This window comes from Actinobacillus seminis (genome assembly GCF_002263215.1).
GTDB classification, from domain to species: Bacteria; Pseudomonadota; Gammaproteobacteria; order Enterobacterales; family Pasteurellaceae; genus Actinobacillus_B; species Actinobacillus_B seminis.
The window spans coordinates 74,512-100,866 of record NZ_NLFK01000008.1 but is presented as its reverse complement, the minus strand read 5'-3'; the positions used below and the strand labels follow the sequence as shown (position 1 = coordinate 100,866).

Below are 26,355 nucleotides of genomic sequence, written 5' to 3'. Positions count from 1 at the left end.
CAAAAAAATAAGCCCTATCTCCTCCGCCATAAACGCCATTCTCTTTTTTATTGAATTATTTTTTAATTTATTTTAAAAATGCAATAAATTTTCACTTTAATTAGTCGTGGTTTTTTTTTTTTTTTTAAATGCAATAAATTTTTCACTTTAATTTTCTTATTTTTCTACTCTTGATAAGCACTTTTTGCCTAAAAATGGGTTGGGACAAAAGAAAAAATTTGATCTCTGTAGCAAAATAGAACAAAAGTATTTGTTAAATAAAGATTTGAAATATATATTTCAAAATAAGAAAACGTTGCAAAACTGTTTTCATCCTCTCATTGTTGTATTCAATGACCAAAAACCCGATATAAGGAAATTATTATGTTAGCTTTTATATCATTTGTTGGATTTACCGCTTTGGTTGCTGTGCTAGCGTGGTGGTACACTAGAAAAGACGATTTAAGCAATTCCGAAGGTTATTACCTTGCCGGTCGTTCGCTAACCGCCACTTTTATTGCCGGTTCGATGCTGTTAACCAATCTCTCTACCGAACATTTAGTCGGCTTAAACGGATTAGCCTATCGCCAAGGTTTTATCGTTATGGCATGGGAAGTATTGGCAGCCATTACCATTGCCGCATTTGCGCTATATTTCTTACCGAAATATTTAAAATTAGGTATCGCCACCATCCCGGAATTTTTGGAACGACGTTTTGACAAAGGCACATTATTAATCACTTCATTACTTTTCCTCGGTTGCTACGTCATTTCTTTATTACCTATCGTGCTTTACACCGGTGCTCTCGCATTGGAAAGTTTGTTCCAAGTCTCTCATGTGTTTGGCGTGGATAAAACCACCGCACTTTGGATTATGGTATGGGGAATTGGTATTTTAGGTTCTATCTATGCAATTTTCGGTGGTTTAAAAGCGGTCGCGGTTTCCGATACAATTAATGGCGTAGGCTTATTGATCGGCGGAATTATGGTAACCGTATTAGGCTTGGCTTATGTGGGCGATGGTAATATGTGGGAAGGACTAAAAGAGGTTTATCATGCCAACCCGGATCATTTTAATTCCATTGGTGATGAAAACTCCGTCGTGCCATTTTCTACCCTATTTACCGGGATGATTATTTCTAACTTATTCTTCTGGTGCACCAATCAGTCCATTATCCAACGTGCACTGGGGGCCAAAGACTTAAAAGAAGGACAAAAAGGGGTGTTACTTTGCGCGTTCTTAAAACTGCTCGGTCCATTATTAATCATTCTACCGGGGATTATTGCTTATCACATTTTCCAAGGAAAATTAGATATTCCTGACCAAGCTTATCCGGATTTAGTCCATTTGGTTCTACCGGATGCCTTCGTCGGTTTCTTCGCCGCCGTGGTTGTTGGTGCGGTACTTTCCACTTTCAACAGTGCGCTAAATTCTTCCGTTACATTGTTTTCACGCAATGTGTATAAAGTCAAAATTAACCCAAATGCCAGCGATATGAAATTAGTAAGTGTCGGTAAATGGGTGGGAACCATTTTAGCGGTAGTTTCCATGATCGTTGCACCGTTAGTGGCAAACGCACCGGATGGTTTATATTTCCTAATTCAAGAATTACAAGGGATTTTCAACGCACCGATTTTAAGCGTGGTAGTCGTCGGATTATTAACTAAACGCGTACCGCCGATTGCAGCGAAATTTGGCTTAATTTTTGGTATGGTGGCTTATGTTGTATGTACCTACGTGATCAAAGTAGATATTCACTTCTTCCATTTGATCGCAATTTTATTCGTCCTGAACGTCGTTGTTATGTTGATTATCGGTAAATTAAAACCAATGGAAAATCCGTATCAAGAAGAATACACCAAACAAGTGGATATTCAACCTTGGGCATTTGCAAAAGCGGTTTCATTAATCGTCACCTTCGCCTCATTTAGTATGTATATCTTTATGGCGAAAGATGCACCGGAGTTTGTTTGGATTGGCTATTACTGCTTCGGCGCATTTACTTTTTTATATTTTATCTATGTTTTCGCCAGAGAACGGAATAAACAATTTAAATCTTAACGCTTGTTTTATGCCTCCAAAGCAGGATTAAAAATCAAAAGCACGAATTTGATCTGCCCCCAAAAGTTGGACTAAACAACCAACTGATTAAGGTGCAGATTTTTTGTGACTAAATATAACCAATCTTTCAAACAACAAGTCATCGAATTTTATCTTCAAAATGGGAAAAACCATCGTGCTTAATGTCCATATCCCGCTAATAAATGTTGCCAATGCTGTTCGGTGAAGCGAATACCGAGGCGTCCGACTTCTTTGACAAAAGAGCGGTACAAACGTTGTAAGTTTTCGGCTTTCCAAAAATCACCGGATTTTTCACCGCACTTATCAAAATCCAACAACCAATACTTTTCCGTTTCGGCGGTGTGTTGCACTAAAATGTTGTGCGCATTTAAGTCAGTATGGCAAATTTGCATATCATGTAGACGGCGGATTAAACTGCCGATTTGTTGCCATGCCGTGGCGGATAATGCCGTGTGTTGTAAAAGAGCGGTCAAATCTTGCGCGTTTTCAATGCGTTCTGTCAAAATATCGGCGCTGTAGCAACCCAAGGCGTGTTGATGCACGCGTGCGCCTATTGGTTTAGGTACCGGTAATCCGGCTTGATGGAGGCGATGTAAGAGATGAAATTCGGCAAAACTGCGCGTTTCTTGTAGTGACGTGAAATAATAACGATCTTTGTTGATTTTACCCCAAAGTCCGCCACGATAATAATGGCGCAGGGCGCAATTGATACCAAATAAATCCTGAGTTTGCACGAACCATGTGGTTCCTCGCCCTTTGGCAGAGCCTAAAATGCGATTTTGTTGTTGCCAATAGTCAGGGTCAAAAAAATGCACCCGGTCAGCCAGAGATTGACTGAAATTAAAAATAAAAAACTGTTTTTTCAGTTGGAATTCAAGCATCATCGACGAATTTCTTATAAAATAGAGGGTCAGCTATATTCTACGGTAAAATTAATAGAATACCAAAAGTCATAGGAAAAGATATGCCACTTTTTACACAACCGCCAAAATCTCTCTGTATCCTCCGTTTATCCGCTATCGGCGATACTTGCCATGTACTTGCCGCAGTACAGCAAATTCAGCGCCATTGGCAACAAACACGGATCACGTGGATTATCGGTAAGACGGAAGCAGCACTTTTTCGCCATGTGAAAGGGATTCATTTTGTGATATATGACAAAAAAAGTGGCTGGAAGGGCGTGTTGGCGTTGTGGAAGCAGTTAAAAGACTGTCATTTTGATGCACTACTCAATATGCAGACTGCCTTTCGTGCTTCACTGCTTTCATTGGGCATCAAAGCTAATTACAAAATCGGTTTTGGTAAACAACGCGCTCGAGAGGGACAATGGTTGTTTACCAATCGGCGCATTGAAGATCCGGCAACACCACATGTATTAGACGGTTTTTTAGCCTTTGTCGCTTATTTGGGGGTTCCGGTAAGTCCGCCAACTTGGGATTTGGGAATAACCGATGAAATGCGCCGGCAAGTGACACCTTATTTGGATCCGAACAGACGTAATCTCTTGATTTCCCCTTGCTCCAGCAAAGCGGAAAAAGATTGGTTGCCACAACGTTATGCGGCGATTGCAAATTACGCCAATCAACGCCATATGCACGTTATTTTATGTGGTTCACCGGCAGCGCGCGAAATGGCAATGGTACAAGATATTGTGGCACATTGCGATTTTACGCCAACAAATTTATGCGGTAAAACCTCACTCTTGGAACTTTCAGCACTGATTGGTTTAGTGGATTTGGTTGTCGCACCTGATAGCGGTCCGGCACACATCGCCACCACACAAGGTACACCGATTGTCGGGCTATACGCTTATCATAATCCGTTGCGTACCGGTCCTTATTACAATTTGGACAATATCGTGTCCGTATATGAGCAAAATGTGCAAAAAGAATTCGGCAAACCCTCTGCTCAACTGCCTTGGGCAACAAAACTAAAAGGCAAAAATCTGATGGCGGAAATTCAGGTGGAAGAGGTGATTACCTCGATCGAAAAAATAGAAAATCCAAAAGGATAACTGATGTTAAATAAAAAATGCCTGTGTTCACACAGGCATTTTCTTTGAAGAAAGCTTATTTTGTCGGATAATCCCACCAAATATCGAACAATTCACTGATTTCGATTTGCTGTAATCCATTTTGCTCCAGCCAATTTTTGACTAAAGTGCGGTGGTTTTCATCACATTTTCCCAGTTTTTCCAAGCAAACCAACCCTTCCCAATGCAAATAACCGCTTCCTTCATAGGCAAGTCCGTTCGGTTGAATTACTTCGTCGATAAAGCGATCAACGACTTCATCCACTTGTTCAACCGACGTATTTTCCGCAAATTGCCAGTTCACTAAAAAGCCCAATTCTTGGAATTCGGCAAGGTGCATCTTTTTACGTTGTCTTTGATTACGTTTGATAGCCATATTTTTCTCCGATTGCTGTCATCAACAGATGTGGTTAACGGTTTTACTCGGCGTTAATGATAACATACTTCCGTTATCCACGCTTGATAAAATACAAATCCCATACGCCATGTCCCAAACGATGTCCACGCGCTTCAAATTTAGTTAATGGGCGAAAATCCGGACGGGGAATATAATCGTCAGTCGGCGAAACATTGCGTAAATTGACCGCACTTTTTAGCACCGCCAACATCTGTTCAGCATAATTTTCCCAGTCTGTCGCCATGTGGATAAATCCGTTCGGTACCAATTTTTGGCACACCATATCCACAAATGCCGGTTGCACAATGCGACGTTTATGATGCTTGGCTTTATGCCACGGATCCGGGAAAAACAATTGTAACCCGCCCAAAGTTTCATCTGCAATACAATCGCGTAAAATTTCGGTAGCGTCATGACAAATGATCCGTAAATTTTTCACTTGCTTTTCCACTGCATAAGCAATACAAGCCCCTACACCCGGTGTATGGACTTCAATACCAAGATAATTTTTATCCGGATTTTGTATCGCCATGTCCACCAAGGATTTCCCCATACCAAAGCCGATTTCCAATATCACCGGATTGGTATTGCCATAAATGCCGGCAAAATCAAAGAAAGAAAGTTGATGCGCTAATCCATAAAAAGCCCAGTTGGTATTCATCATATCCCGTTGAAAATCGCTTAATCGTCCGGTACGCAAAACAAAGCTGCGAACTTTTCGCTTATAGCGTCCGTCTTCGGTAAATTCGGCAGTTTCTACGGTTTTACGTTTTTGATCAGCAAAAGTCTCTTGTTTTATCATCATTATTTATTGTTTATGTAAAAATGGCGTGAATTATAAGCGGTTTACACTAATTTGCAAAGTGCAGGCATTTTTCGGTGAATTTATGCAATAAATTGCCAGAAGACCTTTAGGGAAAAGAAAGAAGAGCTTGCGATATAGCATGTGTACAGTTTGGTATAGCAACCGGTTGTGTGTATCATACCCTCTCATAGTGAGTAAAGAATTAAAAATCATTGCAAAAACATTAGTTAAAAGTTCAAAAAATGAATTTTATCTTCATTTGCATGCTTGGTTTATAAAATATGAATCTTTAAAAGAACGATGCAAAAAAGAGAATAAGAGAAGCTATTTTACTTTTGAAAAGTATACTGCAATAAATATTGAAAATACGACAAATCGGATGGAGGGTTTATTTAAATATCTTAAGGATAAATTAAATATTGACGATAGATTATCGAAAAAATGTCACTTATATTTATAAAGGATTTTTTAATAAAAAGAATTGCTAACATTTTGAAAAATAAACATTAGCAACAATTTTCCTACTATACTTAAAAGATTACAGGCGATAAAATAAGCCACAATTGTATCTCGAGTTTCATTAATACTGCCTAATTCTATACGTTGGTTTTATAAGCTTTTGCAATATTCATTTTATTCTCCTAACAGTCTTGTTAAGACAACCAATTCATTGGTGTAATGACAATTTCAGGGAAGAAACACATCGTGAGCAAGATAATAAAATATACAAGTAAAAATGGCGCTATTCCCCTTGTGAGCTTAGCAATTCCTATCTTAGATATGCCCTGCCCTACATAAAGTACTGTACCGACTGGCGGTGTTATTAAACCAATTGATAGATTAATAACCATCATAATACCAAAATAAGCTATATCAATATTGTATGCCCTTAATAGCGGTAATAAAACCGGCACGAAAATTAGCACGGCAGGAATGAGATCCATTACACAACCAACCAATAATAAGAAGATCATGATTACCAACATTAGAACAGTTGCATTATCAGTAATGCCTTTGATAAAACTCACTAATTCCATCGGTATTTGTGCCACTGTAATTGCAAAAGCCGAGATCATCGCGGCAGCGGCAACAAACATTACCATTGACGTTGTTTTTATTGTGTTTAGGAAAACTTCTTGTATTTTAGACCAAGTTAAAGTTTGATACATTAAACTTACTATTGCTGCATAAATTGCAGCGGCTACACCTGCCTCAGTAGGAGTAAAAATTCCTCCTCTTAATCCAACAATAATGATTACCGGCAATAATAATGGCCAAAATGCTTGTTTAAATGCGTTCCATCTTTGAATAGCTGTTTTTTTAGGTTCCAGATTATCTTGCTGTGTTCTATACAGAAATTTCCACATTAACCATAAACCAAATACCATTAATAAACCCGGTACCGTTCCTCCCATAAATAATTTTGTTATAGATGCACCTGCCGTAATTCCATAAACAATCATTGGTATACTAGGAGGAATAACAACAGAAATAATACCTGCCGCACAAGTTAACCCTGTTGATCTTGCTACATCATAATTTTTACTAGCCATCATCGGAATTAAAATTGCGCCTAACGCTGCGGTATCAGCAACAGCAGATCCTGAAAGCCCGGCAAAAATTAATCCTGAAATAATAACAACATATCCTAGCCCTCCCTTAATATGACCAACCATACTCATTGCAAAATTGATTATTCTTTCTGAAATTCCTCCATGTTTCATTATTTCGCCTGTTAGCATAAAAAATGGAATTGCCATCAAAGGGAAGTTATTTGTTCCCATAACAAAATTTTCAGCAATAATTTGAGCATCAAACATATCCATATGCCATAGCATAAAACTTGCACTTAATAACATAGATAATGCTACAGGTACGCCAAGAAAAAGAAAGAAAAATAAACTACCTAGAAATAACCATAACATTTTATTTTCCTCCTTGAATTGCCCATTTAATATGTTTTACTAAATTAGTAAAGATTATTAAAAAATAGGATATAGCAGAGATAACGGCTGCGAAATAAAGAACAGATGATGATATCTCTGTAGCAGGCATTTTTTGAGTATATGTAAGTAACATTAATTGATATGCACCGTAGGTGATAAGACTAAGAGATATTAAAACTAAAATATCTGCTAAAAATAAGAAAAATACTTGATTTTTTTTTTTTTTTTATACTAATTTTTTAGTCGTTTTTTTCTAAAGTATTAGATATTTTCATTTTTTTATCCTCTTTAATATTGGCTACTTATATATTATATAAGCAGCCTTATTTCTTTATTTCTCTGAATCAATACGTTGAACTAACGCTTTAGACCAAGGATACTTTTGATAAAAGTTTTTATATAATTTTTCAGAGGCTTTTAACATATCAGCTTTAAATTCTTCACTTGGTATAATGATTGAACTTCCATTTTTAGCAAGAAATTCTTTTACACTTTGTTCCGTTTTAATAGCCAGTTCCCACTCTTTTTCTTGATATAATTTAGCAGCCTCTAAGAAAATATCTTGATCTTCTTTAGGAATTTTATTCCATGTTTTCAAGCTAATCTGTAAAAGACCAGGTGAAAAAATATGATTAGTTTGAATCACGTATTTTTGCACCTCATATAATCCGGAATCTTTAATTAAGATATATGGATTTTCTTGTCCATCAATCACTTTCTGCTCCAGCGCTGTAAAAACTTCACTTAGCGGCATACTTTGTGGATTAATTTTCATTGCGTTAGCCCAATCGACAAATAGGGAGTTAAGCGGTACTCTCAAACGAAGCCCCTTGAAATCATCAAATTTTTCTAATTTCTTATTTGATGAGATAACTCGAAAACCATTCATACCGTAAGCCAACAACTTAATTCCATATTTTTCCATTTTATCTCCAATTTCTTTTGCTATCGGAGATTCTAGAACTTTTTTAGCCTCTAAATTATCTTTAAATAAATATGGCCATTCCCATATACCGAAAATAGGATCAATATTTTGTAAAAGTAATCCTGTAATACCCGCCTCAATAGTTCCATTTCTCAGACCATTAACAATCTGATCTTCTCCGCCTAATTGATTATTTGGATATATTCTAATTTCATATCTATTATTCGTTTTTTCTTCTATCGTCTTTTTGAAATATTCAACTAAGGCAATATTTTTTTTTTTTTTTTTGAGTATCAGAATTATAATGTCCTAATTTAATAATTGTTTTAGCAAAAACAGGCGTGCTAAATATTAAAGTAGATATTAAGATTGTTTTCGTTAAGCTTTTAAGTTTCATATTATTTTCCTTTTGATAGATTTAAAATTTAGCAATCACTTTTAGATATTTATCAGGATTATCTGAAATTTTCCGTACGTATTCAGGGATTTCATCAAATGCAATAACTTCACTAATAATTTGATTTGCTCTTATTTTTTCTGTTGATAATAGCTGTATAGCCTCCTTAAACTCCCCCTTACTTGTTCTTGAACCACAAATATTTAGCTCTTTAAATGTAATAATATTAGTTGGCAATGATGTTTCTGTTTTCGGCCAGCCGGTTAAAGCAATTCTGCCGGCGAACGAAACATATTTTAATGTGTTTTGAATACATATATTTGCACCGGAAGCCTCAATAACAACTTCTGCCATACGTCCCTTTGTCAACTCTCGTATTAATTCAAGCGTATTTTCTTTATTTGGATTAATTGTATGATTAATACCTATAGAGCTTGCGTATTCTAAACGCTGATCTAATACGTCAATTAAGATAGGAGTTGCACCATACACTTTTGCGACTAATGCTGCCATTAAACCAATGGCACCTGCACCAATAATAACAACGTGTTCATTTTTTTTGACTTGTGTTCTGTGCAGAGCATGCAATGAAATAGTAAGAGGCTCGGCTAAAGCTAATTTTTCAATTGGTAAATCAGGAGCTTTAACTATTTGATTCGCCGGATGAGCTATGATTTCTTGCATACCGCCATTAATATGTACGCCAAGTACTTTTAAAGATTCACAACAGTTTGTTCTTCCTATTGAGCAAGGATAACAATGTCCGCAATAAATATAGGGATCAACTACAACTCTATCGCCAAGATTAACATCTTCCGGCATACCAATTCCGGATTCAATAATCGTTCCAACGATTTCATGACCTAAAATTCTTGGATAGGTTACCAATGGATTAGTGCCTCGATATGCTCCAATATCGGAGCCGCAAATCCCCATGCTCTCGACTTTTATTAAGACTTCATTAGCTTTCTTGATTGGTGGATCAACCAATTTTATACTCACGTTAGCCGGCTTATCTAATAAGATCGCTTTAATTTTTTTATCCATTTTATTTCTCCAAGTTAGCAATAAATATAACGTTTTGATTAAAACTCAAGTGATACTAATCGCATATACTACTACTACTGATACTATGGTATTTCAATATTTTATTTTTGTGATACATCTCACAAAAATAAACAACTGGCATTCCAATTTGAATGGGAAAGAGGAAGAGAAGGGACAAAAATAACAAATAATATTCAAAATTATAGTTACGCCAAAATAGTTAACCAATTAAATATCCCTGCCCTAAAGGACGAGGTTTGACGGCGGACTTTGATCAAAAAGGCATTTATGACTAAATCGATAAAGTAGGTGACAAACAGCCAAAAAATGAAAAATATTAGAAAAATTAAATGGCAGTTAACCTATTATTAGAGAAACTATTATTATGTTAGAAGATAAAAAATTTACTTAACATGCTTAATCGGTAAAAGTGCGGTCACTATAGCCGGTACATATTAGCGTAGGTAATCTGCTTATACCTTGAATAAAGGAAAGGGAATTTAAATACTATTTAGCGAAAGTACCGAAGATCTAAAGATGCTTAAAACGTGTGTTCTGAAGCAATAGAGTTGTATGATCGTATAAAAAAGCGGCTGGAAACAGTAAGGTAAGACAAGGCTGTATAGTAGCATAAATAATCAAAAGTAAGTGGCACAAAGACCACTTACTTTTAACAGTAACTACTTAAGATTTAAGTAGCTACTGCTATCAGTAGACAGTTTATCGCACTATTTGATAATTTTAGCTACAACACCTGCACCGACCGTACGTCCGCCTTCACGAATTGCGAAACGTAAACCTTGGTCCATCGCGATTGGGTGGATTAAGCTTACTGTCATTTTGATGTTATCGCCCGGCATTACCATTTCCACGCCTTCCGGTAATTCGATTGTACCAGTTACGTCAGTTGTACGGAAATAGAATTGTGGACGGTAACCTTTGAAGAATGGAGTGTGACGTCCGCCTTCTTCTTTTGATAATACGTACACTTCGGATTCAAAGTCAGTGTGTGGAGTGATTGAACCCGGTTTCGCCAATACTTGACCACGTTCGATTTCTTCACGTTTGGTACCACGTAATAATGCACCGATATTTTCACCTGCACGACCTTCGTCAAGTAATTTACGGAACATTTCAACACCGGTTACGGTAGTTTTCGCAGTTTCTTTAATACCAACGATTTCAACCTCTTCACCTGTACGGATGATACCACGTTCTACACGACCAGTTACTACAGTACCACGTCCAGAAATTGAGAATACGTCTTCAATTGGTAATAAGAACGGTTGGTCCACTGCACGCTCCGGCTCCGGAATGTAAGTATCTAAGTGCTTCGCTAACTCAAGAATTTTTTCTTCCCACTCCGCTTCACCTTCTAACGCTTTTAATGCTGAACCGCGTACGATTGGTGTGTCATCACCCGGGAAGTCGTATTGAGATAGAAGTTCTCGCACTTCCATTTCCACTAATTCTAATAATTCTTCGTCATCCACCATGTCGCATTTGTTTAAGAATACGATAATGTAAGGTACACCTACTTGGCGACCTAAAAGAATGTGTTCACGAGTTTGCGGCATTGGACCATCAGTCGCCGCAACGACTAAGATTGCTCCGTCCATTTGCGCCGCACCGGTGATCATGTTTTTAACATAGTCGGCGTGTCCCGGACAGTCAACGTGTGCATAGTGACGAGTTTCTGTATCGTATTCAACGTGTGATGTGTTGATGGTGATACCACGCGCTTTTTCTTCCGGCGCGTTATCGATTTGGTCAAATGCACGCGCCGCACCACCGAAGTGTTTTGCCAATACGGTAGTGATTGCTGCGGTTAAGGTTGTTTTACCATGGTCAACGTGGCCGATTGTACCCACGTTTACGTGCGGTTTTGTACGTTCAAATTTTTCTTTAGACATTGCTAATATTTCCTTTATTGAAATTCCATAGCACATGATGTGCTATGGAGTTTTGGGAGTTTTCAAAAAATTATTTTTTGCGCGCTTCAATAACAGCTGCCGCAACGCTTGATGGTGCTTCTGCATATTTCAACGGTTCCATTGAATATGAAGCACGACCTTGTGTTTGTGAGCGAAGATCGGTTGCATAACCAAACATTTCTGAAAGTGGTACTTCTGCATTGATCTTAACTACAAATTCATTGGCTTCTTGACCATTCACCATCGCGCGACGACGGCTTAAGTCACCAATTACATCACCCACATAATCCGGTGGAGTTTCAACTTCCACTTTCATAATTGGCTCAAGTAGAACTGGGTTTGCTTTAGCGAACGCTGCTTTGAATGCTAAAGAAGCGGCTAATTTAAACGCTAATTCTGATGAGTCCACATCATGGTATGAACCGAAGTGTAAACGTACACCAAGGTCGACTACCGGATAACCCGCTAACGGACCGGATTTAAGTTGTTCTTGGATACCTTTGTCAACCGCCGGGATATATTCGCCGGGGATTACACCACCTTTGATTTCATTAACAAATTCGTATCCCGGACCTTCCGGATCTAATGGATACAAGTCGATTACAACATGACCATATTGACCGCGACCACCAGATTGTTTTGCGTGTTTACCTTCAACATCATTAACACGAGTACGGATAGTTTCACGGTAAGACACTTGTGGTTTACCGATATTCGCTTCAACTTTGAACTCACGACGCATACGGTCAACGATAATATCTAAGTGCAACTCACCCATACCGGAGATAATGGTTTCACCGGATTCTTCATCTGTGTGAACACGGAATGAAGGGTCTTCTTGCGCTAAACGACCTAATGCAAGCCCCATTTTTTCTTGGTCAGCTTTAGTTTTCGGCTCTACCGCAACAGAAATTACCGGCTCAGGGAATTCCATACGCTCAAGAATAATTGGCGCATCAATCGCACACAACGTATCACCGGTACCGACGTCTTTCAACCCAATTGCTGCAGCAATATCGCCTGCACGAACTTCTTTGATTTCTTCACGTTTGTTAGCGTGCATTTGCACGATACGACCAAAACGTTCACGTTTATCTTTTACAGAGTTTAATACCGTTGCACCGGACTCAACAACACCGGAATAAACACGGAAGAAAGTTAAATTACCCACAAACGGGTCGGTTGCGATTTTAAATGCCAACGCAGCAAAAGGCTCATCATCACTTGCATGACGCTCACCTTCAGATTCATCCGGATTAATACCTTTAATCGCTTCAATATCTGTTGGCGCCGGTAAATAATCAATTACTGCATCAAGCATTGCTTGTACGCCTTTATTTTTAAAGGCTGAACCACAGGTTACCAAAATGATTTCGGTCGCTAACGCACGTTGGCGAAGACCGGCTTTGATTTCTTCTTCAGTTAAATCTTCACCGCCTAAATATTTTTCCATTAATTCTTCTGAAGATTCTGCCGCCGCTTCAACCAAGTTTTGGCGCCATTCTTCACAAGCGGCTTGCATATCCGCCGGAACATCTTCATAAGTGAAGGTCATACCTTGATCTGCTTCATTCCAGTTGATTGCTTTCATTTTGATCAAATCAACTACGCCTTTGAAGTTATCTTCAGCGCCAATTGGCAATTGTAGAGGAACGGCATTACCGCCTAAACGAGTTTTGATTTGTTCAACAACACGTAGGAAGTTTGCACCGGTACGATCCATTTTGTTTACGAACGCAATACGAGGTACTTTATATTTGTTAGCTTGACGCCATACGGTTTCAGATTGAGGTTGAACCCCACCAACCGCACAGTAAACCATTACCGCACCGTCAAGAACACGCATTGAACGTTCAACTTCGATAGTGAAGTCCACGTGTCCCGGAGTATCGATTACATTGATACGGTGTTGCGGGAATTGTTGTGACATACCGGACCAGAACGCCGTGGTTGCCGCAGAGGTGATAGTAATACCACGCTCTTGTTCTTGTTCCATCCAGTCCATTGTTGCAGCACCATCATGTACTTCACCAATTTTGTGACTTACGCCGGTATAGAATAAGATACGCTCAGTAGTAGTGGTTTTACCCGCATCAATATGCGCACTGATACCGATATTACGGTAAAGTGAAATAGGGGTTGTACGAGCCATTAGTTTTTCCTTTTTGGGAACGTAATAAATATAAAATTTTAAATATGGATAAGGCTCCATCACACAAAGCTATGAGATGAAGCCTGAAAAACCGATTTGCTAACAGATTACCAACGGTAATGCGCAAACGCTTTGTTAGCTTCAGCCATACGGTGAACGTCTTCACGTTTTTTCACCGCTGCACCTTTGTTTTCAGACGCATCTGACAATTCGTTAGCTAAACGTAAAGCCATTGATTTATCACCGCGTTTACGTGCAGCTTCCACAATCCAACGCATACCTAACGCATTACGACGAACCGGACGCACTTCAACAGGTACTTGGTATGTAGAACCACCCACACGACGAGATTTAACCTCAACCGTTGGGCGCACGTTTTCTAATGCAATTTCAAATGCTTCTAACGCTTCTTTACCGGTACGTTGTGCTAACGTATCAAGCGCGTTATAAACGATTTTTTCAGCGATAGATTTCTTACCATCTACCATTAACACATTAATGAATTTCGCAAGTAATTCTGAACCGAATTTCGGATCTGGGAGGATCTTGCGTTGACCTACATCACGACGACGTGGCATTTTAATTTCTCCGTATTATTAATCTTCAGGATTATCCAAAACTCTATTGCAACAAAGCTGCTGATACTGGAGTTTATGGTTAATTAATTTAGTTAATTAGCGTTTGGCCTTACTTAACGGAGAACCATTAAGCTTTAGGGCGTTTCACGCCGTATTTAGAACGACCTTGTTTACGATCTTTAACACCGGCACAATCTAATGCACCACGTACGGTGTGATAACGCACACCCGGTAAATCTTTAACACGACCGCCACGGATAAGCACAACACTATGCTCTTGAAGGTTATGACCTTCACCACCGATATAAGAGGTTACTTCGTAACCATTCGTTAAACGAATACGGCACACTTTACGTAATGCAGAATTCGGTTTTTTAGGTGTAGTTGTGTACACACGAGTACACACGCCACGTTTCTGCGGACAAGCTTCCAAAGCAGGAACGTTGCTTTTTACAACCTTTTTAACACGCGGTTTGCGTACTAGCTGGTTGATAGTTGCCATTAAAAAAGCTCCAGTTTTATTAATTGTTATTCACAAAAAAATGTTTATTTATTGTTCTACTCAAAGATGAATAGACGCCGAATTTTAATCTCGAACGGGCAAGATGTCAAGAATTAAGCAAAACTCGCACAAAAATGACCGCACTTTTTCGCGCACTTGAGAAGTTAATAAAAATAGCGAATATTTTTCATCTTAAAGCACTTATCAATCAAGCATTTTAATTTCGCATTTGTATGACGCTGTTTTTTTATGTAATGCGATTGCCGACCAACCCCACTCAGAGACAGTCACCACACAATCTTGTACAGAAAAATTTTGCAATTTCGCTACCACCCAAAATTGCATAATCGCTTGATTCCATTCTATTTTATTGCCCCAATAATGTCCCATCACATCATCACAAGCACGCAACAACGATAACTGTGCCAACGCCAAAGAAAAAGAAAATTGCTCCACCAAACGGCGCGGACAATTCGTCGCACAAATTTCATCGCAAAGTTGCAAACTCAAGGCAATAATTGATTTTGCCTTTTGCGCACACAATCCAATCACGCCCGCATTCCACATCAAACTATCATCCCCAATCTCAACACCTGCAATGGTTTTTCCGTGCAAAGTGCGGTGCATTTTTCGCAAGGTTTTATCCGTATTATCCGCCAAGCGACATTCCGCCAAATGCATCACACACCCGCCTTGGGCAAAATGAGACGAAAGTGCGGTCAAATTTCCAGCTAAAAACATATCGCTATCCACATACAATAAAGCCGATAACGGATAACGCGCATACACTGCTTCCAACGCCTTTATTTTCACCCGCCAAAAAAACTGAAACTCCCCTTGCCACTGCGTCAACGTCTGCTCATCAATCACCAAGGTGTCCACCCGATCGGCAAAAAACGCATAAAACGCCGGATAATTCGTTACCACCACAACTCGTTCAATTAACGGATCTTTTAAATAACTTAATATCGCAAATGCCGCTTGATAATGATTTTCCAAACGAGGACCAAATGTAAGGAGAGTGAGGATCATGGGGATTATCTCATTATTTATTCTTCAAATAATTCTCTTTTAAAGCGGCCAAAAAAGAATCAGAGGCATATTTTTTGGTATAAGTTAATTTATGAATTGCAGTTTTAGCAGTAATCTGCGCATACAATTCAGGATCAAATCGATTTTTAATATTTTTTGCTAACAAATGAGGAATGGTATCATCAATAACTATTCCTCGTTTATCCGGGAAATAATGATTGATTAATGTATTCATTAATATCTGAAAAAAGAAATAGTGCGGTATATTATTTTGTGTTTTCCAAAAAATCAGTAATAGATTAAGTAAAGTATGGATAACAAAATCATTTTGTTTGGCACAAATAAAACTATTTAAAAAATTAATTTTATGTTCCTCTGCCCAAGAAAAATATTGATTTGGTTTCGACCATAGTACTTTATTTTCTGAATTTTTATCCCGTTGAAACATAAAAAAGATTGATCTCGCATTTCATACGGAATTTCTCCGGTCAATAATATCGTTGCATCCATCCATATACCACCATAAGTATCCAACAGCGCTAAGCGTAAAAGATCAGCAAAAAAAGCATATTTAAACGCTGGATTTTTGCGCTTTTCTGCCACAAAATCCGGTAAATCTAAATATTCCCCAATATTATTATCATTTAAACGGATAATTCGATAACCGTCGGCAAACCGCTCAGCAGATTTAAAACAGATTTGCACCGTTTCCGGCAATTCATGAAATTCACAGGGCTGTCCCCAATATTGCCAAATGATTTTTTGATCGGGAAAATTTTGCTTAGCAGAAAGTTTAAATGTAGGCGTAGAACCAGATAGATAATTATCAATTAGCACATCCCATGCGCGTTCAATTTTCTCTTGTTTTATCAGGTCAAGTTTTCGCTCCCAAAAGTGACGCAAAAATTTGGGAACCAGTCCTCGATAAAACGTGCGATATGGATATTTCTTATTTAAGGTAGCTATCAGCTTATCCCAAAAGGAATCTACTAAAAAAAGGTGTTCAAACTTTTTTCCATACCTTGACCGATGTCTCAAATCAAAAATACGTTTTTTAATTTTATCTTGAATCTTATAATATTCTCTTTTTAAGCGAATAAGTAAGGTGGTGCGATTGGCGCGACCTTTATCAATCGGTACATTACTTTCCAATTCAAAATTCGGTTCAAGACAAAACGGTTTTAATGCCAAGTAAGGAACATTATTTTCCCAATAGCGTTCCATGGTAATATCCACATCAAAAATCCATTCTTGTGATTGGGATAAAAATTTTTTTGCCGCTTTGGGTGTTAAATAATAGCCGGTGGTATTGCTCCACTGACCATAAAATTGCGCCACATAATTATCACTATTAGGAATGGCATAAATCGGCTTTTCCGGCTGATTGCGTTTTGCCGGAGAAGGCGGACTAAGCCATAAAAATTCAAATTGGTTGGCACCCTGACAAAGAAATTGGTAAGCAGATAAAAAGTTTTGCTGCAAAATGGCATCATCTTCCAACACTATAATCGGTGCATTTAACGCAACACATTTTTCCCATAATAAATAGTGGCTCGCAAAACACCCTAATTGCCCCAAGGTAGAAACGCTACCTTTGCGTTCAAAACGTTTTTTCGCATTATGTTTTTTAAACAAAGGGAAATCCGGATTTTCTTTACCGTTTATCGCTTCAAAAAACTGATAGTCAACGTGTGTGAGGGGGGGGATTGCATTAAACTGTCAAATTGATGTTGAATAAAGGCTTTTCTATCAACTGACGTTTTCATATTGATAATAAAGAGAGGAACCAAGGTTTCTGTCATAACAATTCCGATTTTCAGATAAAACAAAACCCCACAATTGTAGGGTTTTGCCGATAAAAATCCAAATTATTTTTTGCTTGGAATGCTGAAACGTTTGTTGAAACGCTCTACACGACCGCCGGTGTCAACAACACGTTGTTTACCCGTGTAGAATGGGTGGCAATTACTGCACACGTCCAAATTTAAATCTTTACCCACGGTTGAGCGAGTTTTGATCACATTACCGCAAGAACAAGTTGCAGTAATTTCTTTATATTCCGGGTGAATACCTTGTTTCATAGAAAACCTCAATCTGAAGCCACTCCGCTCTCCGAAACTGAATTCGGCACCGAGTGTCGTTAATATTACGCCATAGCTGGCAACCTTTACATTTAAGGTGGCAAATTATACCGCAAAAAAAGGAATATTCAAGCCTTGCGATAATTTCGTTATAATGGGGCAAATTTTTTCCTTAGGTGATATATGCAACTTGTTCGTATCGCGTTGGCGATTCCTTTGTTTCAGTTTTTTGATTATCTCTTGGCGCAGGAGCAAACCCCGGAGTTAGGCTGTCGCGTCTTGGTACCTTTCGGGAAACAAAGCAAAGTCGGCATTGTGGTAGGATTTCCGACGCAAACGGAAGTGCCAACAGAACAATTAAAAAGGCTCACCGCGCTCCTCGATAGACAATCGATCTTTCCCGCCCCACTTTGGCACTTATTGCATTGGGCGGCAGATTATTACCGAACGCCGCTCGGTGATGTATTATTTCAAGCGTTGCCCGTTAAATTGCGCCAAGGCGAAAGTGCGGTCGAAAAAAGCAAAACATTGTTTAAATTAACCGCACTTGGCGCGCAAACTTTAGCCGAAAATCCGCTTAAACGAGCGATAAAACAACGAGAAGCCTTGCAATCTCTCAAGAAAACCCCTTTAGAAAAAGGCAACAACGCTTTTAATTCCGCTATTTGGTCGGCATTAAAAAGCAAAGGTTGGGTTGAAGAAATTGAGCAGGAAATACGCCCATTAAGCTGGCAACAACAACTTGCCGCTCGTCCGATCGTCAATCAACAAAATCGTTTAACTCTCAATAAACAGCAAACCTTAGTGATAAGTCAATTGGTCTTCCATGAAGGGTTTGCCGCTTGGTTGTTGGATGGTATTACCGGTTCAGGCAAAACGGAAATCTATCTGCAATATATCGAAGAAATTCTGAAAAAAGATCAGCAAGTTTTAGTGTTAGTGCCGGAAATTGCCTTAACGCCACAAACCGTACAACGCTTTCAATCTCGTTTTAACGTCGCCATTGACGTACTGCATTCCAATTTAAACGATACGCAGCGCTTACAAGTGTGGCAACGGGCAAGATCGGGACAAAGTGCCATAGTAATTGGCACAAGATCGGCACTTTTCACGCCATTTTTACAACTAGGCTTAATTGTTATCGACGAAGAACATGATCCCTCCTTTAAACAACAAGAAGGCTGGCGCTACCATGCACGCGATTTGGCGGTGGTGTACGCCAATCGCTTAAATATTCCAATTATTCTCGGCTCGGCAACCCCCTGTTTGGAGAGCTTAAATAATGTAAAACGCGGTAAATATCGCCATCTAGTATTAGCCCAAAGAGCAGGAAATGCCACCGCACTTCGCCATTGCGTCATTGATTTAAAACAGCAACGCTTGCAACAAGGCTTGTCTGATGCCTTGCTTAATGTGATGCAGGAACATTTACAGCGTGGTAACCAAGTGCTACTGTTTTTAAATCGACGAGGTTTTGCCCCAGTATTATTGTGCCACGAATGCGGTTGGATTTGCCAATGCCAACATTGTGATAAACCCTACACCTATCACCAATCACACCGCGTACTGCGCTGCCATCATTGTGCGTCGCAAAAACCCATCCCAATGCAATGCGGCGCTTGCGGCTCAACCCATTTAATCACCACAGGACTCGGCACGGAACAACTGGAAGAAAGCTTAAGCGCACGCTTTCCGCAATTTAAGGTGACGCGCATTGATCGCGACAGTACCGCGCGCAAAGGATCTCTTGAACAACATCTCGCGGATATTCGCCAAGGTAAAAGCCAAATTTTAATCGGTACGCAAATGTTAGCCAAAGGTCACCATTTCCCCAATGTCACCTTGGTTGCCTTATTGAATGTGGATAACGCCTTGTTTTCTTTGGATTTTCGCGCCGAAGAGCGCCTTGCCCAATTATATATTCAAGTCGCCGGTCGCGCAGGACGCGCGGAAAAACAAGGAGAAGCAGTGTTGCAAACCCACTATCCCGACCACCCGCTACTACGCTGTTTGCTGACCAAAGGTTATGGCGCCTTTGCCGACCAATCCTTACAATTAAGGCAACAAATCGGTCTTCCGCCATTTAGTGCGCAAGCGTTATTTAACGCGCAAAGCAAAAAAACCGAAGACGCCGAACAGTTTTTACAACAAATTGCTGAGGATTTTTATACCCTACGTCAACAGGCGCAAGATCCGGATCTGCAAATTTTAGGACCGCTGCCTGCGCCATTTAGTAAGAAAGCGGGGTTTTATCGTTGGCAATTGTTGCTACAACACCCATCACGCATGAAACTACAGCATTTCTTGCATCAAATTCAACTGCAACATCTGCCCAAATCCGCTCAAGTGCGGTGGATTTTAGACGTAGATCCCTTGGACCTCAGTTAAAACTGGAAAATTTTCTATTTTTCAGTAGAATTAAGCGTATTTTTTGAAGAATTTGTCGATCAATCGTAGAAAGTAGAAAGGTTATATCGTGGCAAAACGTGATTATGCGCCTCGCGGAAAGAAAAAAAATCCGCCCCCAATAAATCGTTATTACTCATTCTTGCCCTTTGCGTGGTCGCAGGCTTTGCCGCCGGTTTGTATTTTTTAAAAGAAAAATCCCCACAAGTACAAGTTGCAGTAGAGAAAACGGAAAAGTCGCAACCGAAAAGCGTTTTGCCAACGCCGCCGGAAGAAGTGTGGAGCTACATTAAAGCACTGGAAACCAGAACCGTGCCCGTGGATAATCATTCGCAGTCGTTGGAAAACAATATGCGTTTGACGGAAGAACAGAAAAAAATCCTGTTGGAAATGGAAGAAAAGCAAAAACAAGCAGAATTAGCCAAAGCCAAACAAGCCGAAGAACGTAAAACAGCGGACAGTAAATCAGAAGCAGTAAAACCGGCTGAAGTGAATGTAGTAGAAAGTAAACCGGCAACGCAAAGCACGCTAATAGAATCCCAAACTGCAGAAAACAAAACCACTGAAATGAAAAAAACTGAGCCGGAAAAAAAAGCTGCCACCCCATCAAATCACGACAAAAAATTCGGTTTACAGTGCGGTGCGTTTAAAAATCGAGAGCAGGCAGAAAATATGCAGGCACGTTTGATCATGGCAGGATTTAACGCCAGAGTAAGCAGTAGCACCGATTGGAATCGTGTTGTTGTCGGTCCAATCGGCGATAGAAGTGCGACCAATGCGGCATTAAATAAGGCGAAATCGGTGGGAACCTGTGTGGTTATCGGAATGTAAGCGGAGAAAATTAGCCTAAAGTGCGGTCAAAATGATCGCACTTTTTTTATTTTAAGGTTGCGAAAAATGAAAAGTCTATTAAAATGAATGAACGTTCATTTTCTTATACAGTGTATATATTTTATCGGTACGACAAGGATTATTATGCAATCACCCACTCTTCAATGCGAAAGCGAAATGCCGGAGCATATTTTTAAAGCAATTGAACGATTAATGGCGGAAGAAGGGTTACACAACCTTTCTATGCATAAAATTGCTAAAGAGGCGAACATTTCTGCCGGTACGATTTATATTTACTTTAAAAGTAAAGATGAATTATTGGAAAAATTTGCATACCATTTATTTCTAAGGTTTGACCAAGTATTAAAAAAAGCGAAAAATAATTCCTGTAGTTATTTTGAGCAATATCAAAAAATGTGGTGGGATGTTTGGTCTTTTTTTAATGATAACCCAACATTTATCATTAACTTAAACCAATATCAATCGCTCCCTCATTTTCATCAACTTTGCAAAAACTGGGAAAAAGAAGGTTACTGGGCAAATTTTTGTCAAGAGGCAATTCAAGCTGATGTATTGTGTGATTTCCCCGCTCACATCCTCTTTTTATTAGGTTTGGGCAGCGCTATAAAACTTTCCGCTAATTGTCACTTGTTAAAAAAAGAATTATCAAATGAAATGTTGGAAGATGTCATTGAGCGCACGTGGCGTTCAATTCAAAAATAATCTATTGTTTACCATGGAGCTTTATTTATGAGTATTCAAACTCACCCAAAAAATGCAAAACGTTCCCATACCTTCCTAATGAAAGGAACGCTAGCCCTTATCGTGATCATTTTTATCATTGTTATCGGGTTGAATATGTATAAAAGTGCTAAAATCAGTAAAGTGTTAGCGAATATGGGCGAACCTGTCAGCCCCGTTACTGCAATGAAAATTACCCCTCAAGTGTGGACACCGGTGATCGAATCCACCGGGTTTGTTCGCCCTAAACAAGGTGCAATGTTAAGCGCTCAAACTTCAGGTGTCGTCGCTCATATATATGTCACATCAGGACAAAAAGTCAACAAAGGGGATTTATTGATTGACCTGGACAATTCTGTCGAAAAAGCGAATTTAGCGGCGGCACAAGCACAATTGCCGGCAGTTAGCCAAACCTATAAACGCTATGTAGCACTTTATAAAACAAAAAGCATTTCGCGCCAAGAAATGGATAATGCAAAATCAAATTACGATGCGTTAGTGGCGAATATTGCCGCATTAAAAGCCACAATTGAACGTCGTCAAATCGTCGCACCTTTTGATGGAATAACCGGTATCGTTAAAGTCAATGTTGGTGAATATGTCACTGTTGGTACTGAAATCGTAAGAGTTGAAGATCGCCGCTTGATGCAAGTTGATTTTTCACTTGCGCAAAATGAGCTAAAAAACTTGTATATTGGACAAAAAGTAACCGCTACGACTGACGCATTACCGAGCGAAAGCTTTTCCGCCACCATTACAACCATTGAACCGGCGATTAATACCTCTACGGGATTGATTGATCTTCAAGCTACGTTTGAACCGGAAGAAGGTAAAAAATTATTATCCGGTATGTTCACCCGCTTACAAGTCGCCTTACAACCGGAAACAAACCAAATTGTCGTGCCTCAAGTCTCCATCAGCTACAATATGTATGGAGAAATCGCTTACATTTTAACCGCACTTTCTGCTGAAGATAAAACCAAATTTGCCGGAAACAAAAATCTGGATAATATGTATCGTGCTAAACAAATTACCGTCTTTACCAAAGACCGACAAGGCATTTATGCTCAATTAAAAGGTGATGATGTTAAAATTGGCGATATTATTGTAACAGGCGGTCAACAAAATATCGGTAACGGCAGCCTTGTTATTATTTCAGACAAGCAAGGTGTCGGCACAACCGAACCTACGATAAAAACAAATCTTTAATATTTAGGATTTACTGAATGAAATTTACAGATATCTTTATTCGACGTCCCGTTCTCGCAATTTCACTTAGCTTGCTTATTATTATTTTAGGCTTGCAAGCCATTTCGAAATTAGCTGTACGTGAATACCCCGAAATGACAACAACCGTCATTAATGTTACGACAACTTATGCCGGAGCAGACGCCAGCCTCATTCAAGCTTTCGTTACCTCAAAATTAGAAAGCGCTATCGCTCAAGCGGATAATATTGACTATATGTCATCTTCCAGCCGAGCCGGTTTTTCTAAAATCATGGTAAAAATGAAATTAAATACAGATCCTAATTCAGCGTTAGCCGACGTATTAGCGAAAGTCAACTCCGTTCGCTCCGAATTACCATCAGGAATTGACGATCCTAAAATACTCTCCTCCACAGGCGGATCAGGGATTATGTACATTAGTTTCCGCTCCAACAAATTAGATGCCAGCCAAGTCACCGACTACATTGAAAGGGTAGTAAAACCACAATTTTTTACCGTTGAAGGGGTAGCTAAAGTAGAGGTCTTTGGTGCTGCACAATATGCGTTACGCATTTGGTTGGATCCACAAAAAATGGCGTCGCAAAATCTCTCTGCCTCACAAGTCATGGCAGCATTATCGGCAAATAACGTACAAACAGCCGCCGGAAACGACAATGGTTACTTTACCGTCTATAAAAATAAAGTGGAGACGACCACTAAATCGGCTGCACAATTAGAAAATCTCATTGTACATTCACAAGACGGCAAACTTGTCAGATTACGTGATATCGCAACCATTGAGTTAAATAAAGAAAGTGATGATAGTCGTGGCGTGGCAAACGGTGCGGATTCTGTTGTACTTTCAATTGAACCCATTTCATCAGCAAACCCTCTGACAGTAGCAGAAAATATCCGACCGCTCTATGAAAATATTGTTAAAAATATGCCTGACAGTATGCAATCAGAAGTATTGTATGATAGAACTGTTGCGATTAATAGCTCCATTGATGAAGTGGTAAAAACCATATTAGAAGCAACAGTTATCGTATTGGTTGTTATTACCTTATTTATCGGCTCACTTCGTGCAATTATCATCCCGATTATCACAATTCCAATCTCGCTAATCGGCGTAATCATGTTGTTACAAGCCTTCGATTTTTCTATCAATCTAATGACATTATTAGCTTTAGTTCTCGCAATAGGATTAGTGGTTGATGATGCTATTGTGGTATTAGAAAACGTTGACCGCCATATAAAATTAGGCGAAACGCCATTTCGTGCAGCAATTATCGGCACCCGAGAAATTGCAGTACCGGTTATCTCAATGACAATAGCATTAATGGCGGTGTATTCACCAATGGCATTAATGCAAGGCATTACCGGTTCCTTATTTAAAGAGTTTGCGCTAACGCTTGCAGGTGCAGTTTTTATTTCCGGTATCGTTGCGCTAACGCTTTCGCCAATGATGTCCAGCAAGCTATTAAAAGCACATACTTCACCATCAAAATTAGAGCAAAAAATTGAATCTGTATTAGGTAAAGTAAATCGCACCTATGAATATATTTTAGGTCTGGTCATGTCAAACCGAAAATGTATGATTGCCTTTGCCTTCGTCATTTTTGCTACCCTACCGGTTTTATTTAAATCCCTCTCAACGGAATTAACACCAACCGAAGATAAAGGGACATTCTTAGCAATAGGTACAGCACCGTCTAATGTAAATATCGACTATATTCAGAACGCCATGCATAGTTTTGAAAAAATCTTGGAAGCAACGGATGAAGTACAATTTTCGCTCGTAATTTCCGGGATACCAAATACCAACCAATCTTTAAATATCATCACATTAAAAGATTGGAATGATCGACAACGTACCCAAAGCCAAGTGATGGCAGAATTAAACCAAAAAGCAAAAATGATTCCGGAAGTTGCTATCAGCGGATTCGCATTCCCTGAAATTGAAACCGGTGAACAAGGAACCCCGATCGGGTTTATCATTACCACCGCAAATGATTACAGCGAATTAGCTAAAGTTGCCGATAAATTCTTAAATGAAATGAAAAAATCAGGCTTATTTGTGTACAACTCGTTAGATTTAAAATTTGACACCGCACAAATGAAAATCACGATAGATAAAGAAAAAGCCGCCACTTATGGCGTTACAATGAAACAAATTAGCGATACCCTGGGCAGCTATCTTTCTGCGGCAACCATAACACGGGTAGATATTGACGGTCGTGCATACAAAGTGATCTCTCAAGTCAAACGTGATGACCGCCTTTCTCCGGAAAGTTTAAAAAATTATTACGTCACTGCAAGCAACGGTAAATCAATCCCGCTTAGTAGCTTAATTAGCATAAAATTAGAAACTCAACCTAATTCTTTGCCTAAATTTAACCAACTAAACTCCGCGGTATTAAGCGCGGTTCCTGCGCCAACCAGCAGTATCGGTGATGCAATGAATTGGATAAAAGAAAAAGTACCGGAAATGTTACCACAAGGCTATTCATATGATTTTAAAGGCGAAGCAAGACAATTGGAGCAAGAAGGTAATGCCTTAGTCATCACCTTTATCTTAGCGGTCATTATCATTTTCTTGGTTCTCTCCATTCAATTTGAATCTATGCGAGATCCTTTTGTCATCATGATTTCCGTACCGCTTGCGGTTAGCGGAGCATTATTATCCTTGAATTTATTTAGCTTCTTCGGCGTAACGGGAACAACATTAAATATCTATTCCGAAGTAGGGTTAATTACCCTCGTAGGGCTCATTACCAAACACGGTATTTTAATGTGTGAAGTAGCAAAAGAAGAACAATTGAAGCATGGCAAAAATCGTATTGATGCGATCATTGAAGCAGCCAAAGTGCGTTTACGCCCGATTTTGATGACCACTGCCGCAATGATTGCCGGTCTCATCCCGCTATTATACGCCTCCGGCGCCGGTGCGGTTTCCCGTTTTAGTATCGGCATTGTAATTATCTCCGGGCTGGCTATTGGTACCCTGTTTACTCTATTCGTATTACCGGTCATCTACTCTTATGTCGCAAGCCAACATAAGCCTCTACCGGAATTTGACGAAAGTATAAAACCGCTAACCTCGGATTCACGTCATTAAACATCAGCCAAAGTGCGATTGATTTAATCTGCCCCTAAAAGTTGAACTACAACCAACGGATTAAAGGGCAGATTTTTTTGACTAAATATAACTCAACCAACAAATGATCACATTTTATCTTCAAAACAATCAAGTCACATATTAACTCATCAATATGTTCAAC

General features: G+C 39.2%; 18 protein-coding genes and 3 pseudogenes. 7 read left to right on the top strand and 14 right to left on the bottom strand.

From position 1 onward, the window contains the following. The first annotated feature begins 363 nt into the window (after window positions 1-363). Complete coding sequence (locus tag CFY87_RS08710) at window positions 364-2,040, top strand: solute:sodium symporter family transporter (protein ID WP_094946795.1); 1,677 nt, start codon at window positions 364-366, stop codon at window positions 2,038-2,040. 179 nt (window positions 2,041-2,219) lie between these two features. Here CFY87_RS08710 and CFY87_RS08705 read toward each other — a convergent pair whose 3' ends face one another. Continuing rightward, the gene (locus CFY87_RS08705) at window positions 2,220-2,942 is read right to left on the bottom strand and encodes a 3-deoxy-D-manno-octulosonic acid kinase (RefSeq protein WP_094946842.1); all 723 of its coding nucleotides are present in this window, start codon (window positions 2,940-2,942) and stop codon (window positions 2,220-2,222) included. Window positions 2,943-3,025: 83 nt separating this feature from the next. Between CFY87_RS08705 and CFY87_RS08700 the strand changes: the two genes are divergently transcribed. Next, window positions 3,026-4,075: a glycosyltransferase family 9 protein gene (locus tag CFY87_RS08700; protein ID WP_094946794.1), complete on the top strand. Its 1,050-nt coding sequence runs from the start codon at window positions 3,026-3,028 to the stop codon at window positions 4,073-4,075. Window positions 4,076-4,130: 55 nt separating this feature from the next. On the opposite strand, the gene CFY87_RS08695 is transcribed toward CFY87_RS08700, so the two are convergent. From CFY87_RS08695 to rpmE, 13 genes and pseudogenes are all read right to left on the bottom strand, one after another. Next, the gene (locus tag CFY87_RS08695) at window positions 4,131-4,469 is read right to left on the bottom strand and encodes a YggL family protein (RefSeq protein WP_094946793.1); all 339 of its coding nucleotides are present in this window, start codon (window positions 4,467-4,469) and stop codon (window positions 4,131-4,133) included. A gap of 73 nt (window positions 4,470-4,542) precedes the next feature. Continuing rightward, entirely contained in the window at window positions 4,543-5,295 is a 753-nt protein-coding gene (trmB, locus tag CFY87_RS08690; RefSeq protein ID WP_094946792.1) for a tRNA (guanosine(46)-N7)-methyltransferase TrmB, read from the bottom strand. Between the two features lie 653 nt (window positions 5,296-5,948). Continuing rightward, window positions 5,949-7,220 (bottom strand): TRAP transporter large permease, encoded by a 1,272-nt coding sequence (locus CFY87_RS08680; RefSeq protein WP_094946791.1) that lies wholly within the window; start codon window positions 7,218-7,220, stop codon window positions 5,949-5,951. Between the two features lies 1 nt (window position 7,221). Beyond that, window positions 7,222-7,452: pseudogene (locus CFY87_RS12330) on the bottom strand (TRAP transporter small permease); the annotation flags it as partial. Between the two features lie 120 nt (window positions 7,453-7,572). Further along, window positions 7,573-8,563: pseudogene (locus tag CFY87_RS08670) on the bottom strand (TRAP transporter substrate-binding protein). Between the two features lie 21 nt (window positions 8,564-8,584). Beyond that, entirely contained in the window at window positions 8,585-9,610 is a 1,026-nt protein-coding gene (locus tag CFY87_RS08665; RefSeq protein ID WP_094946790.1) for a zinc-binding alcohol dehydrogenase family protein, read from the bottom strand. 728 nt (window positions 9,611-10,338) lie between these two features. Then, window positions 10,339-11,523 (bottom strand): elongation factor Tu, encoded by a 1,185-nt coding sequence (tuf, locus tag CFY87_RS08660; protein WP_094946789.1) that lies wholly within the window; start codon window positions 11,521-11,523, stop codon window positions 10,339-10,341. Window positions 11,524-11,593: 70 nt separating this feature from the next. Next, a complete protein-coding gene (gene fusA, locus CFY87_RS08655) occupies window positions 11,594-13,696 on the bottom strand; it encodes an elongation factor G (RefSeq protein WP_094946788.1) in 2,103 nt (700 codons plus the stop codon). A 107-nt stretch (window positions 13,697-13,803) separates the two neighbouring features. Next, window positions 13,804-14,274, bottom strand: coding sequence for a 30S ribosomal protein S7 (rpsG, locus tag CFY87_RS08650; protein ID WP_094946787.1), 471 nt, complete (start codon window positions 14,272-14,274; stop codon window positions 13,804-13,806). A gap of 127 nt (window positions 14,275-14,401) precedes the next feature. Next, window positions 14,402-14,776 carry a 30S ribosomal protein S12 gene (gene rpsL, locus CFY87_RS08645; RefSeq protein ID WP_013745731.1) on the bottom strand — a complete coding sequence of 125 codons (375 nt, stop codon included), beginning with the start codon at window positions 14,774-14,776 and terminating at the stop codon, window positions 14,402-14,404. Between the two features lie 204 nt (window positions 14,777-14,980). Continuing rightward, complete coding sequence (locus CFY87_RS08640; protein ID WP_236757404.1) at window positions 14,981-15,808, bottom strand: hypothetical protein; 828 nt, start codon at window positions 15,806-15,808, stop codon at window positions 14,981-14,983. Between the two features lie 13 nt (window positions 15,809-15,821). Further along, window positions 15,822-17,443: pseudogene (locus CFY87_RS11965) on the bottom strand (capsular polysaccharide synthesis protein). Window positions 17,444-17,676: 233 nt separating this feature from the next. Further along, complete coding sequence (gene rpmE / locus CFY87_RS08630) at window positions 17,677-17,889, bottom strand: 50S ribosomal protein L31 (RefSeq protein ID WP_094946786.1); 213 nt, start codon at window positions 17,887-17,889, stop codon at window positions 17,677-17,679. A gap of 183 nt (window positions 17,890-18,072) precedes the next feature. Here rpmE and priA point away from each other — a divergent pair, with 183 nt between their 5' ends. From priA to acrB, 5 genes are all read left to right on the top strand, one after another. Further along, window positions 18,073-20,277: a primosomal protein N' gene (gene priA, locus CFY87_RS08625; RefSeq protein ID WP_094946785.1), complete on the top strand. Its 2,205-nt coding sequence runs from the start codon at window positions 18,073-18,075 to the stop codon at window positions 20,275-20,277. Between the two features lie 156 nt (window positions 20,278-20,433). Then, complete coding sequence (gene ftsN, locus CFY87_RS08620; RefSeq protein ID WP_094946784.1) at window positions 20,434-21,126, top strand: cell division protein FtsN; 693 nt, start codon at window positions 20,434-20,436, stop codon at window positions 21,124-21,126. A 144-nt stretch (window positions 21,127-21,270) separates the two neighbouring features. Then, window positions 21,271-21,849, top strand: a complete 579-nt coding sequence (locus tag CFY87_RS08615; protein WP_236757402.1) for a TetR/AcrR family transcriptional regulator — start codon at window positions 21,271-21,273, stop codon at window positions 21,847-21,849. Between the two features lie 27 nt (window positions 21,850-21,876). Next, window positions 21,877-23,076, top strand: coding sequence for an efflux RND transporter periplasmic adaptor subunit (locus tag CFY87_RS08610; protein WP_094946783.1), 1,200 nt, complete (start codon window positions 21,877-21,879; stop codon window positions 23,074-23,076). 17 nt (window positions 23,077-23,093) lie between these two features. After that, window positions 23,094-26,192, top strand: a complete 3,099-nt coding sequence (gene acrB / locus CFY87_RS08605; protein ID WP_094946782.1) for a multidrug efflux RND transporter permease subunit AcrB — start codon at window positions 23,094-23,096, stop codon at window positions 26,190-26,192. Window positions 26,193-26,355 lie beyond the last annotated feature (163 nt).